The organism is Weissella cibaria KACC 11862, from assembly GCF_000193635.1.
GTDB lineage: Bacteria > Bacillota > Bacilli > Lactobacillales > Lactobacillaceae > Weissella > Weissella cibaria.
On sequence record NZ_AEKT01000025.1, the window covers coordinates 1 to 14,727 of the forward strand.

Consider the following 14,727-nt stretch of genomic DNA (forward strand, 5'->3'; position numbering starts at 1 on the left):
GGGTAAGCCAAAGATGATTCACAGCGACATGGGAAGCCAATACACTTCTAGCCTGTTCGAAGGAACATTACAAAACTCTGGAATACATCACTCTTACTCCCGTAAGGGTCATCCTTACGATAATGCTCGTATCGAGAGCTTCCATTCGCTCATCAAGCGCGAAATGATTTATCACGAAGAGTACGGGACCATTGATGATGTCCGGGTGTCTGTCGAGTGGTACGTGAACTGGTACAACAACAGTCGCATCAACTCACGGACTGATTGGCTTCAGACCGCCTAGACCAATGTCTGGTTTACTTAATCTCGATTATCCCAAGTCCCAGCATTACCGAGGCCTGACGGCTGATTGCTCACCTCGTTAACTTCACAATCTATACCATTTATGGTATTCGGAACTAAATGTAGTGTATCGAATGTTTGAATACCTTAATCATGATATTAGATAAGTAGTCCGCTTCCTGGTTAATGGATTTATAAATAACCAGGTTCAAGTGATAAAAGCCTACGAGTTTCCTGGTAGGCTTTTTTAGAGGGATAATGGATATGAGTGATAGATCTGATTTTGAATTCGGAAGCTTAGTATTCAAAATCAGCTGCATAAGCAAAGTTAAAAATATTAAATTTTCCTTCCCCATCCGATGCGAAAACACTTATTTGTTTGCTTCTATTGATTTATAAAGTTCTCCCCACTGCCACATTTCGTGTATCAGCGGCTTTAATTTCCAACCAATATCAGTTAGAGAATACTCTACTTTGACAGGTACTTCTGCATACACTCGTCTTTCTATGAGTCCGCGACTCTCCATTACTTTCAAATGTTGCGAAAGTACCTTATTAGAAATACCATCCAATCCCTTTGTAAGCTCCCCAAACCTCTTAGTCCCATTCAATAGTTCACGAATAATCAAGATTTTCCAATGATCACCAATTAGAAGTGCTGTTGTTGCAACAGGGCAAGGTGGTAGTTCTAGATATTTCAATTCTGTCATAATTCAGCTCCATCACATAGTTACCTATTAGTAACTATGTGATTTTAACTTTCTTTATTTACATTTGTAACTTTGCATTCTAACATAGATTAGACAAAGAATAAATTATTTCAAAGGAGAAAAATTATGAATATTGGTATCATTGGTGCAACTGGAAAATTAGGAAATCTCTTGGTTGAAAAGCTAACAAACCGAAACGAAAAGCCAACTGCGATTGTGCGCAACAAATCAAAGTTAACGACCAATATCCCAACAATTGAAAAGGATATTTTTGATTTAACGACTGAAGACATTAAAGATTTTGATGTAGTAGTCAATGCTTTTAACGCACCTATGGAAGATCCAGAACAATTTATTACTTCTACTGAACACTTAATTTCAATCTTGCAAGGGACTAATACTCGTTTGGTATTCGCTGGTGGTGCAGGTGTGTTATTGGTTGATGAAAACACAATGTTAGTTGATACACCTGAAGTGCCAGCTGAATTTAAGCCAATCGCTGAAGCCGAAGTAACTGCATTTAAAGCTTTGGCCGAAGTTCAGGATTTTGATTGGACATATATGGCACCTCCTGCAATGATGGAATTTGACGCCCCTCACACTGGCAAGCACTCATTCTCTGGTAATAAGCTAGGCGTTAACGCCGATGGTAAAAGCTTTATCAGCTACTCAGATTATGCCGATGCATTTGTAGAACAAATCTTCAATCCTGAAAACCATGCTATCGTTGGTGTTTATGCTTAATGCTTAATTAACATTAGCCACCTATAAAAGGATAATCATAAAAATAATATTACATAACTATTTCTAAACACAGAAACCTATAAATCTTAGAAGACAAACTAACTTGTGTTGTTGTCAATAAAAATAAGCAATTTAGAGATGCTCTTATGCTAGATTTACGGACAGATTTTTCTCTGCCCTATAAACTAATAGCAGAGGAGCATTTTTTATATGATTCGATATGCACCAGACTTTAAGCAATCTCTTGTCGAGATGCACAACCAAGGGCGTTCTTGCGCTTCATTTTGCAGACTGATGTTGGCGATCGTTTGGTTTGGGAACCCATGAATGAGCTCAATCTCAAATCTCGCATGGTCAAGAAGTCATACAAGAAGCCAACAACAACCACTGACACACCTCAGAAGCCCAACCTCATGAAGAAGTTGGATGATTTGAGTGGCGTTCTGGCAACTGACATTACGTACACCCAGTTGATGAATCGTGAGTGGGTTTATCTGGCAACCGTCTATGACCCAGAAAAGCGTCGCGTAGTCTCATACGGACTAAGTCCAGAGATGACCAAGGAATTCGCAACATCCGTCGTAGTTAAGGCTCTAAGAGCCAACGGTAAGCCAAATATGATTCACAGCGACATGGGAAGCCAATACACTTCTAGCCTGTTCGAAGGAACATTACAAAACTCTGGAATACATCACTCTTACTCCCGTAAGGGTCATCCTTACGATAATGCGCGTATCAAGAGCTTCCATTCGCTCATCAAGCGCGAAATGATTTATCACGAAGAGTACAGGACCATTGATGATGTCCGGGTGTCTGTCGAGTGGTACGTGAACTGGTACAACAACAGTCATATCAACTCACGGACTGATTGGCTTCAGACCGCCTAGACCAATGTCTGGTTTACTTAATATCGATTATTCAGATATGAACTTATTTAGGGACTATAATTATATTTAGCCTCTATTTACACCAGAATATTCTTCGCAACCAGTAGTTGCTTTTAGTGCGCTAATAATTAGCGTGCTTTTTTCTCGCTTCAATATGATAATGAATCTATTGAAAGTGAGGTTACGTTTATGATTTTAGGGCAAAGGATAAAAGAAGAGCGAGAAAAAAGGCAGTGGACACAAGATTATCTTGCAGAAACACTTAATGTTTCTCGTCAGACCATTTCTAAGTGGGAAGTCGGAAGTACTTATCCCGATATTGATCGTTTAGTGCAAATCAGCAATTTATTCGGCATTACCTTAGATAGTTTGATCAAGGGCGATGATTCACTAAAAAAAAGCATAGTTATTACCAAAAACGCAAAGGCACAAACTAATGTCTGGGAATTTATGCGCAGTACTGGTTGGATGATGGTAATTGCAATTATTTATTTAGTCACCAAAATGATTATCGCTGTCTTTAGTTAAGAAACCTTTAGGGACTATAATTACATAGAAGACCTTAATACTTATACACCTATGTTGATGGAAGCATTGCATTTAAGTTTATGGTGTTATACAAATTAAAATTATAGGTGGTTTAGAATGAAAAAAATTTATTTTTTATGTACAGGAAATTCTTGTCGCAGTCAAATGGCTGAAGGATATGCAAAAAAAATATTGCCGGCAAATGAGTTTCAAATCGAGAGTGCAGGGATTGAAACTCATGGGTTAAATCTAAATGCTGTTAAAGTTATGGCTGAAGATGGAGTAGATATTAGTAGCCACTACTCTAAATTAATTGATCTAAATTATTTGAACACTTCAGATTTAGTTATTACTTTATGTGGTGATGCCAAGGATAAATGTCCTATGCTTCCCCCTCAAACCAAGAGTTTACACTGGCCTTTATCTGACCCAGCGCAAGCTACAGGAACTTTAGAAGAACAACTACAAGAATTCCGTAAGGTTCGTGACGAAATTAAAAAATTAGTTACAAGTTTGAATAACTACGTTCATTAATAAAAAAATGCCATATAGTGACGCAGTAAAACAGTCCAATTAATTTATTGACTTCTAAGGAAAATACCAGGGCTTTGGTTATGAGCTAGATATGTGACTAGGCACTCACTAGAATGCCCTTCCATTCAGGGGCTATTATTATATAATGACCCCTCGAAAAGACTATTAAAACAGACCCCGTTATCTACTAGTTAGATAACGGGGTCTGTTTTTTTTAATGAATAATAATACCCCGTTAATGTCGCTACATTTTTCCTAACTTTATAATCAGACTGTTGTATATGAATTATGATACGATGCAACAAATTTGCCTGCTAATTAGAGACTCCCATTTTTCAAAACCACACCGATTATTCATCGGTGATTGCAGCAACTAAAGTGAAACAGTCATTTTAGTTGCTATTTTTTGAAAGCGTTTTCTATTGGTGCTACGATTAACCTGTTAAATCATTAATAGGAGGAGAAAACATGTCTATAAAAAATGTAACTGTGGCCGGTGGTGGCATTTTAGGTGGGCAAATTGCCTTTCAAAGTCAGTTCATGGGATTCAATGTTACGGTTTATGATGTCAATGATTCTGCTCTAAAACACTCTGAGCAATTAATGACATCATATCCTGATATTTATAAAAATTTCTATGAAGATGGTCAAAAAGCGGATGAAGTTATTGAAAACATCCGCTTTAGTTCTAATCTAGCTGATGCTGTTCAGGACGCAGATCTAGTAATTGAGGCCATTCCAGAAAATGTCGACATTAAGAAGGATTTCTATAAGCAACTTTCGAGAGTTGCTCCCCCAAAAGCAATATTTGCTTCAAATTCTTCTACGCTCATCCCATCTCAATTTGTTGACAGTGTTGATCGTCCAGAAAAATTTTTAGCCCTACATTTTGCTAACCAAATATGGGTCAACAATAATGCTGAAATTATGGGACATGCGGGAACTGATGAGAAGTATATTGATGAACTTGTGAAATTTGCGAGAGATATCCGAATGGTCCCTTTTAAATTAAACAAGGAACAACATGGTTATATTCTCAATTCACTCTTAGTTCCATTTTTAGATGCGGGAACAAAACTGTGGGCAAATGGTGTTTCCGATCCTCATACAATTGATAAAGCTTGGATGTTAGCAACGAAGGCCCCAATGGGACCGTTTGCATTATTAGATGTTGTTGGTCTACAGACACCCTATAATTTAGCTTTATCAAGGTCAGAAACAGACGAAGAACAAGCCAAGATTGCTCGTTTAATAAAAGAAATGATCGATAAGGGACATACGGGATTGGCAGCAGGAAAGGGATTCTATGAATATCCTAACCCTGAATACCAACAAGAGTCATTTTTAAAATAAGAATGACATTAGAGTTTTTTAAATAGCGTATATCAACATAAAGCGTAGTAAAAGGAGACCATTATGCGATATTCTAACGGAAATTATGAAGCTTTTGCACGTCCAAGAAAGCCCAAAAATGTGGATCAAAAGTCAGCGTATATTATTGGAGGAGGGCTGGCCGGATTGGCGACCGCTGTTTTCTTGGTGCGCGATGGACAAATGTCCGGGGAAAAAATTCATATATATGAAGAATTGCCTACTCCGGGTGGATCGTTAGATGGAGAAAAGCGTGCCAATATTGGCTTTGTGACACGTGGTGGTCGAGAAATGGAAAATCATTTTGAGACTATGTGGGACATGTATCGATCAATTCCTTCTTTAGAAATTGAAGACGCCTCTTACTTAGATGAATTTTATTGGCTAGATAAAGATGATCCAAATTCATCTAATACTCGCCTAATTTATAACCGGGGACAACGCGTCCCAACGGATGGCCTGTATACTTTGGATGAAAAATCTAAAGAATTAATAGATTTAGTTTTAACCCCTGAGTCAAAACTGGGTAAGACGACTATTGAGGAATTTTTCTCAAATGAGTTCTTTGAAAGTAATTTTTGGATGTACTGGGCAACTATGTTTGCTTTTGAAAAGTGGCATTCTGCAGTTGAGATGCGTCGATACACGATGCGATTTATTCATCATATTGATGGACTACCTGATTTTAGCGCCCTAAAGTTCAATAGGTACAATCAGTATGAGTCTATGGTTCTACCAATTATAAAGTATTTAGAGTCATATAATGTCGAATTCATCTATAATACACAAGTTAATAATGTTTTGGTAGATTTTGAAAATGACGAAAAAATTGCAAAAAAACTCGTGATCCAGGATGGTGATGATGTTAGCCTATCGCGTGATGATCTTGTATTCGTTACAAATGGTTCTATTACAGAAAGTTCAACATACGGAAGCCATGATAAACCCGCTCCTGTATCAAAAGAGTTGGGTGGTAGTTGGTCACTGTGGAAGAATCTGGCAGAACAATCTAATGATTTCGGTCATCCAGAAGTATTCTATGATAACCTACCCGAAAAAAGTTGGTTTGTGTCAGCGACAGCCACTATAAAATCACCAGAAATTGAACCCTACATTGAACGTCTAACCAATCGTGATTTGCATGATCACAAAATTAATACTGGTGGAATCATTACCATAACCGATTCGAACTGGTTGATGAGTTTTGCTGTTCACAGGCAGCCACATTTCAAAGAGCAAAAAGAAAATGAAACAACTGTATGGATATATGGACTATATTCAGATACCAAAGGAAATTTTGTTAATAAGACCATCGTAGAAAGTTCTGGGGAAGAAATTACGCAAGAACTCCTTTATCACCTTGGTGTCCCTGAGTCCAAGATCAAACAATTGTCTAACCAAAACAATATAAATACCGTTCCAGTATTTATGCCGTTTATTACATCATACTTTATGCCCCGCGTTGCGGGTGATAGGCCAGATATTGTTCCTAAAGGGTCTGTTAATTTAGCCTTTATTGGTAATTTCGCAGAGTCACCTAGTAATGACACCGTGTTTACTACCGAATATTCAATTAGGACAGCCATGGAATCTGTCTATACTTTACTTGAAGTCGAACGCGCTGTTCCTGAAGTTTATGGCTCTATTTATGATATTCGAGAACTACTTAAAGCCATCTACTATATGGGAGATAAAAAAACCATTGATGAGGCTAATTTAGGAATTCCTAAATTAGCTAAAGCAGCTCTAAAAAAGAAGATAAAGGGAACGTTTATCGAAGAGCTACTTACCGAGAGTAAATTACTATAAAACATGGTAGCTGTTAAAACTCTCTGAATTATCAAAAACTGTTGCAAATTATTATAATGCGACATATTTCGATATGTAATAAGCTTTTCGTTTTTGAAAAAGACTTGATGATTATATTTCATCAAGTCTTTTTTATAGCTACGTATTTTTTAAGAAATAACCTGATTACGGGAAAATGTATATGGGAAGTCCGGACTGCTTTATTTCTGAATCATAATCCGAGATAATCAAATGTATGAATTCTTATTATGAATGCTAAGCTATGATTAAATCAAATAATAATGGGAACCAGAAAGGTAAAAATATTATGGTGCAGCAAATCGTACTCCCAATCAAAGACTCTAACGTCTTAAAAATGGTGCAAGACACCTTATTAGATAGTTTTCGGGCGGGTCGCCGCAACTACACTATCTTTCAAGTTGGCAAAGCCACTCTACTGCGGGTGAGTGATGTGATGACGTTAAAGAAATCTGATGTCTATAATCCCGATGGGTCTGTTAAAAACACGGCCTTTATTCATGATAAAAAGACAGGCAAAGCGAACACGTTATATTTAAAGCCAGTGCAACAAGACTTGCTGCAATATCATGATTGGCTAGTCCAACAGAATATCAATTCGGATTGGTTATTTCCCTCAACGTCCCATCCAGATCGACATATCACAAAGAAGCAGTTTTATAAGGTGATGGCACGTGTTGGTGACCTATTAGGAATTAACTATCTGGGCACACACACCATGCGTAAAACAGGTGCCTATCGCGTTTATACGCAATCAAACTATAATATTGGTTTAGTCATGCACTTATTGAATCATTCGAGTGAGGCTATGACGCTTACTTATCTCGGGTTAGATCAAGCCAGTCGAGAAACAATGTTAGATCAAATTGATTTTGGGTAATAACGCCAACTAATCTCCCTGAATTAGCCCGTATTTGTTCATTTTGACGCCACTATGGAGGTATTTTTAATGACTAGGATTACTAAGGCACAATTAGACAACATCATTACACGTTGCCACCATCCGAGGTAATTGGTGCCCCATTGTCTGAAACTGCAACTAAAGGGTTGCTAGGTAATACCTTTTGAGTCATAATTTTAGACGCTCCAATTTTTGAGTATTTGGTTTGTTTTTCACTAACAAAATATCATAACAAAGAGCTCCTATGGTTTTCACCCAACGGGTGAAAACGCAAAACCCGCTGAAACGGTATTAACTTGCTGTTTCAGCGGGTTTTTGTTTGTCTTGATGAATAATCCGGGTATTAAGTTCTACACCATCTCACTTTTCTCGACCATAGAGCGTCTTTCTAGATATCCCCGAACAGATTTACTCACCTGTTTGGGGTTTTCTTTACAAAAAAGTGTTTTTTGTCAGCAGGCGTGTTGGTAACCACTAAAAGTAACTCCCTCAGGACACCATTTTCGATGACGTAATATAACATATCGTTTCTTTGTATACATGGTTAGCTATTACAGGTCGACTCAATTAAAGGTGTTCTAAAAATATGATTTAAAATTTTACCCGGATTATTTCTAACGAATCGACAGGCAAGCACCCTGATGCGCTATACTCTGCTGATTTAATGAACGCAGCTAAAGAAGAAGCTAAGCGTCGAGGATTGTTTGACTTAAATAATCTATAACTGATTACCATATAACTAAATATCTAAAAAGAAAAACGTCTTGAATATTCAAGGTTTTTTTGTCTACAAATAATAATTCAGTAAGATACCAACGCCATAAGCAACAATTGCAGCGACGTACCCGACAGAAAGTGTGCGTAGAATTTCTGTTCTTACTTTCTGCTCTGACAGGTTGGCCTTCACCCAGCCTAGCAACGCCAAAGAGACACCGACGATGACAAAGGCGATTGGAAAGGCGATGGATTTGTCGTGAATGAACGCATTTGTAATTAAGTAGGCACCTAGTGGAATTAAACCGAAGACGTTAAACGAAATGAATGTCGCGATACCAGCTGCCAATGCTTTACTTTTTGATTGATTGTTATCCGATGTTGCTGACAGGTAGGCACCGGCTCCCATTGAAAAGCCATCGGCTAATAAGTTTGAGAATCCCAAAATGATGATAACGATGTTTGAAACGTTACCACCGACCGATCCAGCAACGACTGCGAACGTCGTGATAATGCCATCTAAGCCACCGTAGACGATGGCTGAAACGTATTTTTTCATTTATTTTCTCCAGTTTCTCTCAGTGGTGATAAAACCAATATATAAGAAAAAAGTGACCAATTATCGGTAATTCCACATCGGATTAAAAATGTTTAAAAAAACGAAACAAATAAAACCCGGATTATTCATGCACTAAATTTTTAACCACAGCTAAATCAGTAAAATATGATAAAACACCTTGAAACTGCCAGTACCTTGGCACAGTTTCAGGGTGTTTTTTAGATTGAGCGTTTTTTGAGAAAAATAGGAACACTAAAACCAGCCAGATTTTGCTATTTTTTTGAAAATCTACTTCGTTGTTTTATTGCCACAAAGCATTTAGTCGTTCCCAAGCTCGCCAGAACAGACCATCAAATTGTTCTTGGATGCGGCTATCTAACGTCAAAATCACCTTGCGGGCGTGCTTAGTGACACACGTCCACCGATTTTTAACAAACGGTCTCGAAAGGTATTGATTGTCCACGATTGTTGCTGGTCGTCCAATGCAATACTCTTCATCAACCGCATCAAGTTTGATGCAATTACTGAGATCCACATGCGCGCTTTGTTGGCGAAAAATGAACTGCTATCAGTTTTGCCAAAGGAAAATCCCCCTTTAAGCTCGCGAATAATATCTTCAATCGCCGCACGCTTGCGGTAAACACGGACGATGTCTTTTTGTGGAAGACTTAGGTTAGTGACGATGAACTGTGTACCGCCATGTTCATCATTTAAAACGATATCCTTATTTTTAAGTATAAATCGACTTAACTTGATACAAATAATAATTCATCTAAATCAAATATCTCAACACATTTTTGGGTATGCCGTTTAATTAGACCTCTCTCTTCCAATGATGAGAACTTACGGCTTATTGTTTCTGGAGTTGTCCCCAGGTAAGTAGCCAAATCTTTTTTTGACATGGGTAAAGTCACATAAGTATGGTTTTTTTCATCTTCAACATTTTCTGATAAAAAATCAATAATTCGAGCTTCAACAGGTTCAATACTGACTTGCACAGTTTGTTTTTCTGATAACTGTAGCCGTTTTGTAATATCCGATAATATTCGTCGCATGATTTCTGGATAGCGATCTAAATATTGATCTAAATCCTTTTTATGAATCTTACAAATACTTGTTTCCGATATTGCTTCAGCATAATTCGAATGATAACCTTCAGTCTGTAAAACAGCAACTTCCCCCATAAAATCACCCGGATGTAGGATACGTATGGTTTGCTCACGACCAGACTCACTTAGGCTATAAATACGTACACGTCCATTGTTTATGATATATAATGTGTCATCTTTATCACCAAACCTAAATAATAGCTCATTCTTTACGTATTGTACTTCATTCGCTGATTGAGCAATTAGATGCATTTGTTCATCATTGAGATGATTGAAAATCGGCACTAAACGTATACAATCTACATGACTATGATGATTATGGTATGCCATACCGTTTTTCTCCTAATTAATCGTTATCTATATAGTCATCGTCTTCTAAGGCATCCTTATTAATAAATGCTTGAAGTTGCCAAATATTTACGTCTAAATAAGCTTTATAACTAATTAGTGAATCTTCCAAAGCATCATTTCCTTCTTCTTGTGCTAAGCGAATTGCACGAATAGTAAATTCACGATTAGATCTAAAATCTTCTACTATCTGTAGGACCATCTCATCAGCAGTGTAATATTTTTCCGAAGAATCTTCAGAAATCGTTGTAAATTCTTGAAATTCAGTAGTTGTTGATGCTGGCTTAAATCCTGAAGCTAGTAAGCGTTCTGCAATTTTATCAAACCATGCCTCATTCTCGTTATATAAATTTTCAAAAACATTATGCAATGCATAGAAGTTTTTGCCTTTTACATACCAATGATATTGATGCAACTTTACATGTAATGTATGAATATTAGCAAGTATATGATCTGTAACAGCTGCAGAATTAATCTTAGTATGATGAATGTGTTCTTTATATGCTTGTTCGGCGGCTAATTTTTCTTGCCTTTCATTTACCGTCGTCATTTTATGCACCTTCCTTTACTTTTGAACTAATTACTGGGTATCCTAAGTCTTCAATTGCTTTTTCAATTGTATTCAAATTGACCTGATTTTCATCAAAATCCACTTTTACCTTACTCGCATTGAAAAGTACTTTTACAGAATCTTTTTTTACACCAGCAGTCTGTTTTAAGCCACGTTCGATTTTTTGTAAACATGATGGACAAGTTAATGTTTCTAATTTTAATATTGCTTTAGTCATATCTATCACTCCTTTAAATAAATTATATAGGCCATTCTTTTTAAGATACTTGATATAGATCAATTATCTTAATTGATAACCTCTTAATCTCATTGCATTTAAAATAACTACTAAAATACTGGCCTCATGAACCAACATCCCAATTGACATAGACATCCATTCACTAAATATTAAACTAACCAATAGTATTATCACGACGCCAACAGCAATTAGAATATTTTGTCGCATATTCGCATATGTTACTTTTGCTAGGCCTAAAGCATGAGGAAGGCGGTTAAAGTTAGAATTCATTAAAACAATATCTGAACTTTCAATTGCGACATCTGTTCCATTCCCCATAGCTATACCTACCTCTGCAGTAGCCAGAGAGGGACTGTCATTAACGCCGTCACCGATAAAAACAACTATTTCACCCGAGTGCTGTCGTCTTTTTAGAAATGCTTGTTTGTCCTCTGGTAGCATATCACCATGGGCTTCCGTTAAACCTAGTTCCTTTTTAACTAAATTAACTGTACCTTGGTTATCACCTGATAATACAATGAGATTTTTAATACCAAGTGATTTTAATTTTTGTAAGTCCTGCTTAACACCTGGTCGAACCTTGTCGCGGATACCCATTAACATGATTAACTTATGATCAACTGCCGTTAATACAATTGAATTACCGGTTCTTTCTAATTTATTCAATTTTTTAAGAACATCATCAGATAGCGGTATACTTTCTTGTTGCATTAAGGTTTTATTTCCTACTGAAACAACGTGCCCATCTACGTGAGCAATTACGCCCCCACCTTTTACAACCTGTGTATTTTCTATAGGCCTTACTTTATATTGTGCTAATTTATTTACAATAGCGACAGCTAATGGGTGATCAGACTCACTTTCAACTGAAAGCAATAGAGATAAATCCTCCTCCTGATTACTTCCATAATAAATAATATCGCTCACTTCAGGCTTTCCTTCAGTTAAGGTACCTGTTTTATCGAATAACACTGTATCTGCATTGGCAAAATGACTAATCACTTCAGAACCTTTAAATAAAACACCATTTTTTGCGCCATTTCCTATCCCTGTAACATTTGAAACAGGTACACCAATTACCAAGGCTCCTGGGCAACCAAGTACTAATACAGTAATCGCAAGTTCTGTATCTTTGGTTAATACCCAAACCAACAGCCCAATTGTAAGTACTGCAGGTGTATACCAGCGAGAAAACTGGTCAATGAATCGTTCTGCTTCTGATTTAGAATCCTGCGCTTCTTCTACCAAGTCAATAATTTTTCCAAATGTAGAATCTTCCCCTACTCTATCAGCCACTATTTGAATAGTACCGTTGTCCATAATAGTACCGGCAAATACTTCATCGTCTTTTTCTTTCTTTAAAGGTAAAGATTCACCTGTGATATTAGCCTCATTTACATATCCTTTTCCAGTAGTTACCCTACCATCTACGGGAATCTTGGCACCAGTCTTTACTAGGAGAATATCCCCTTCTTCTACTTCATCAATATCTACTTCTGCAAATTGTCCCCCTGTCAATTGCTTAAAAGCAGTTTCTGGAGCCATTTCCGTCAACTCTTTAATAGCTGATCGTGTTTGGTTAAGTGTTCGTTGTTCTAAATATGATCCAAACAAAAATAAAAAAGTAACAATTGCTGATTCTTCATAATTTTGAATAAAGAGAGCACCAATGACCGCTATCGTTACTAAAACATCAATACTTACTACTTTTACTTTCATAGCCTGATAAGCCTGTAAAGAAATGGGGGTAACGCCTAATATAGAAGCTATAATAAAAGCACTATTAGAAATTGTTGTATTGGCAAAAATAAAGTGTGCGATTAGTGCTAAAGCAATGAGTAAGCCACTGATACTAGTAATTTTATTTTTATGTTTAAGAATATTATGTTTCATATGATTTCTCCCTTAATTTTAGTTCAACTAAAGTGTATTAACTTTTGGGAGATATAAACTTGACGTCCATCAAGTTTATGAAATAGTTCTAAATAAGTAAAAATATTATAATATTGGCTTAGTCATGCACTTATTGAATCATTCGAGTGAGGCTATGACACTGACTTATCTTGGGTTAGATCAAGCAAGTCGTGAAACAATGTTAGATCAAATTGATTTTGGGTAATAACGCCAACTAATCTTCCTAAATTAGACCGTATTTGTTCATTTTGGCACCACCATGGAGGTATTTTTAATGACTAGGATTACTAAGGCACAATTAGACAACATCATTACAGTGTCAGATAAACAAGGCCCTGATACAGCTAGCCAGACTTATTTTGCAGATGCCTTTGATGCAACCATGGATAATACTGGTGATACTGACCTACTGGGTTATCTATTACTGGATCATTATTTTGGTGATAAATCATGACTAATTTTGATGAGTACATGACCAATGATAATTTATCCTTACAAGCTATTATTCGCTATGATGACGGCCGTGAAATCCGCGTGTTTAATGTGAGAGATAAACGGTGCTGTGTGTTTATTCAAAATGATAATGAACATTTCTGGTTGCTACGTGAACGTATCTTAGAACCGCCCATGCTACACAACATCACGGAATCGATGTATCAAGCTGGTATCTATGATAATTATTACCATTTGAGCATTGAAGTATTTCATGGTGATGATAGTAAAGTTTACTATCCGCGGTGAATATTTTATCTTGTAACCATGACACATTAGGAGGACTATTCATGGAATTAGATTTAGGTAATAACGCATATGATATTTTAAATGATTGGCATCCCAATGCGGCTAAGGAAGAATTAACGGCACAACTCACAAAACAAGTGTTAGTTGAGAAAGAGCAGTTACCAAAACTTTTATCACGAGAAGATCTAAAAGAACGTTGGGAGATGAACTCACGGCAAAGCGTACATCAGGTTGCGACCAGACCTGATTTTCCAGCACCGATTTTAACTTTTAATCATGGTAAAACACTCCTGTACTTAGAAACGGAAATACAAATTTTCGAAGTCAATCATCCGTGGTTAATTACGATGAGTGCCCGGTTATCTTATAGCCATTGGATCCTGCATAATGTGATTAATTAATAGTTGGCGTTAGCCTTCTGATACAAGGAAAAACCAAGGATGAAATCCTTGGCAAACTACTATTGACAGGTGTCAAGAGTGTAAGTGCGCATTGTCCTCATTTCATTCGGTTATGATGCTGGCAAATAATTGCTTGTAAATTCAAGCTTTTTAAGATTTAATGCCATTATTTTGTGATCCGATGGTCATTTAATAAAATGATTAGTCATTACTGTTTTGAGTCATATGATTATTCAGAATAGACTAGTGATTTGATTGTTAATTGATACGTTAAACTCGTATGTAGATAAAATGTTCTTGGTTAGTAAGGAATTAACTTTAATATGCGCAAAAAAACACCTATAACGA

Annotated in this window: 18 protein-coding genes; 11 read left to right on the plus strand and 7 right to left on the minus strand. The window is 36.7% G+C overall.

Going from position 1 to position 14,727, the window contains the following annotated elements:
- The coding region (locus ESE_RS0105375; RefSeq protein WP_010372428.1) for an integrase core domain-containing protein at positions 1-283 on the plus strand (283 nt) is incomplete at its 5' end.
- Positions 284-653: 370 nt separating this feature from the next.
- Here the strand turns inward: ESE_RS0105375 and ESE_RS0105380 are convergent.
- Positions 654-992, minus strand: a complete 339-nt coding sequence (locus tag ESE_RS0105380) for a winged helix-turn-helix transcriptional regulator (RefSeq protein WP_010372429.1) — start codon at positions 990-992, stop codon at positions 654-656.
- Between the two features lie 126 nt (positions 993-1,118).
- Between ESE_RS0105380 and ESE_RS0105385 the strand changes: the two genes are divergently transcribed.
- The 7 genes from ESE_RS0105385 (at position 1,119) to ESE_RS0105415 (ending at position 7,763) form a co-directional block, all read left to right on the plus strand.
- Positions 1,119-1,736, plus strand: coding sequence for an NAD(P)-dependent oxidoreductase (locus ESE_RS0105385; RefSeq protein ID WP_010372430.1), 618 nt, complete (start codon positions 1,119-1,121; stop codon positions 1,734-1,736).
- A gap of 272 nt (positions 1,737-2,008) precedes the next feature.
- Positions 2,009-2,623, plus strand: a complete 615-nt coding sequence (locus tag ESE_RS11500) for a DDE-type integrase/transposase/recombinase (RefSeq protein WP_137636376.1) — start codon at positions 2,009-2,011, stop codon at positions 2,621-2,623.
- A 189-nt stretch (positions 2,624-2,812) separates the two neighbouring features.
- Positions 2,813-3,151: a helix-turn-helix domain-containing protein gene (locus ESE_RS0105395; RefSeq protein WP_010372432.1), complete on the plus strand. Its 339-nt coding sequence runs from the start codon at positions 2,813-2,815 to the stop codon at positions 3,149-3,151.
- Positions 3,152-3,268: 117 nt separating this feature from the next.
- Positions 3,269-3,685: an arsenate reductase (thioredoxin) gene (gene arsC / locus ESE_RS0105400; RefSeq protein WP_010276791.1), complete on the plus strand. Its 417-nt coding sequence runs from the start codon at positions 3,269-3,271 to the stop codon at positions 3,683-3,685.
- Between the two features lie 468 nt (positions 3,686-4,153).
- Positions 4,154-5,038 (plus strand): 3-hydroxyacyl-CoA dehydrogenase, encoded by an 885-nt coding sequence (locus ESE_RS0105405; RefSeq protein ID WP_010372433.1) that lies wholly within the window; start codon positions 4,154-4,156, stop codon positions 5,036-5,038.
- Positions 5,039-5,101: 63 nt separating this feature from the next.
- Positions 5,102-6,865, plus strand: coding sequence for an oleate hydratase (locus ESE_RS0105410; protein ID WP_010372434.1), 1,764 nt, complete (start codon positions 5,102-5,104; stop codon positions 6,863-6,865).
- A gap of 307 nt (positions 6,866-7,172) precedes the next feature.
- Complete coding sequence (locus ESE_RS0105415) at positions 7,173-7,763, plus strand: site-specific integrase (protein WP_010372435.1); 591 nt, start codon at positions 7,173-7,175, stop codon at positions 7,761-7,763.
- Between the two features lie 808 nt (positions 7,764-8,571).
- On the opposite strand, the gene ESE_RS0105420 is transcribed toward ESE_RS0105415, so the two are convergent.
- From ESE_RS0105420 to ESE_RS0105440, 6 genes are all read right to left on the minus strand, one after another.
- On the minus strand, positions 8,572-9,057 hold the full coding sequence (locus ESE_RS0105420) for a VIT1/CCC1 transporter family protein (RefSeq protein WP_010372436.1): 486 nt from the start codon (positions 9,055-9,057) through the stop codon (positions 8,572-8,574).
- A 387-nt stretch (positions 9,058-9,444) separates the two neighbouring features.
- Positions 9,445-9,825, minus strand: coding sequence for a transposase (locus ESE_RS12600; RefSeq protein ID WP_123157501.1), 381 nt, complete (start codon positions 9,823-9,825; stop codon positions 9,445-9,447).
- A complete protein-coding gene (locus ESE_RS0105425) occupies positions 9,804-10,496 on the minus strand; it encodes a Crp/Fnr family transcriptional regulator (protein ID WP_010372437.1) in 693 nt (230 codons plus the stop codon). Before ESE_RS0105425 ends, ESE_RS12600 begins: the two co-directional genes overlap by 22 nt.
- 16 nt (positions 10,497-10,512) lie before the next feature.
- Positions 10,513-11,064: a Dps family protein gene (locus ESE_RS0105430; protein ID WP_010372438.1), complete on the minus strand. Its 552-nt coding sequence runs from the start codon at positions 11,062-11,064 to the stop codon at positions 10,513-10,515.
- Position 11,065: 1 nt separating this feature from the next.
- On the minus strand, positions 11,066-11,302 hold the full coding sequence (locus ESE_RS0105435; protein WP_010372439.1) for a heavy-metal-associated domain-containing protein: 237 nt from the start codon (positions 11,300-11,302) through the stop codon (positions 11,066-11,068).
- Positions 11,303-11,365: 63 nt separating this feature from the next.
- A complete protein-coding gene (locus tag ESE_RS0105440) occupies positions 11,366-13,216 on the minus strand; it encodes a heavy metal translocating P-type ATPase (RefSeq protein WP_010372440.1) in 1,851 nt (616 codons plus the stop codon).
- 295 nt (positions 13,217-13,511) lie between these two features.
- On the opposite strand from ESE_RS0105440, the gene ESE_RS0105445 reads away from it, so the two are divergent.
- The 3 genes from ESE_RS0105445 to ESE_RS0105455 are packed head-to-tail and all read left to right on the plus strand — an operon-like array spanning position 13,512 to position 14,379.
- A complete protein-coding gene (locus ESE_RS0105445) occupies positions 13,512-13,691 on the plus strand; it encodes a hypothetical protein (protein ID WP_010372442.1) in 180 nt (59 codons plus the stop codon).
- Positions 13,688-13,978, plus strand: coding sequence for a hypothetical protein (locus ESE_RS0105450; RefSeq protein ID WP_010372443.1), 291 nt, complete (start codon positions 13,688-13,690; stop codon positions 13,976-13,978). The genes ESE_RS0105445 and ESE_RS0105450 overlap by 4 nt, the downstream gene beginning before the upstream one ends.
- 41 nt (positions 13,979-14,019) lie before the next feature.
- Positions 14,020-14,379, plus strand: a complete 360-nt coding sequence (locus ESE_RS0105455) for a hypothetical protein (protein WP_010372444.1) — start codon at positions 14,020-14,022, stop codon at positions 14,377-14,379.
- Positions 14,380-14,727: the final 348 nt, after the last annotated feature.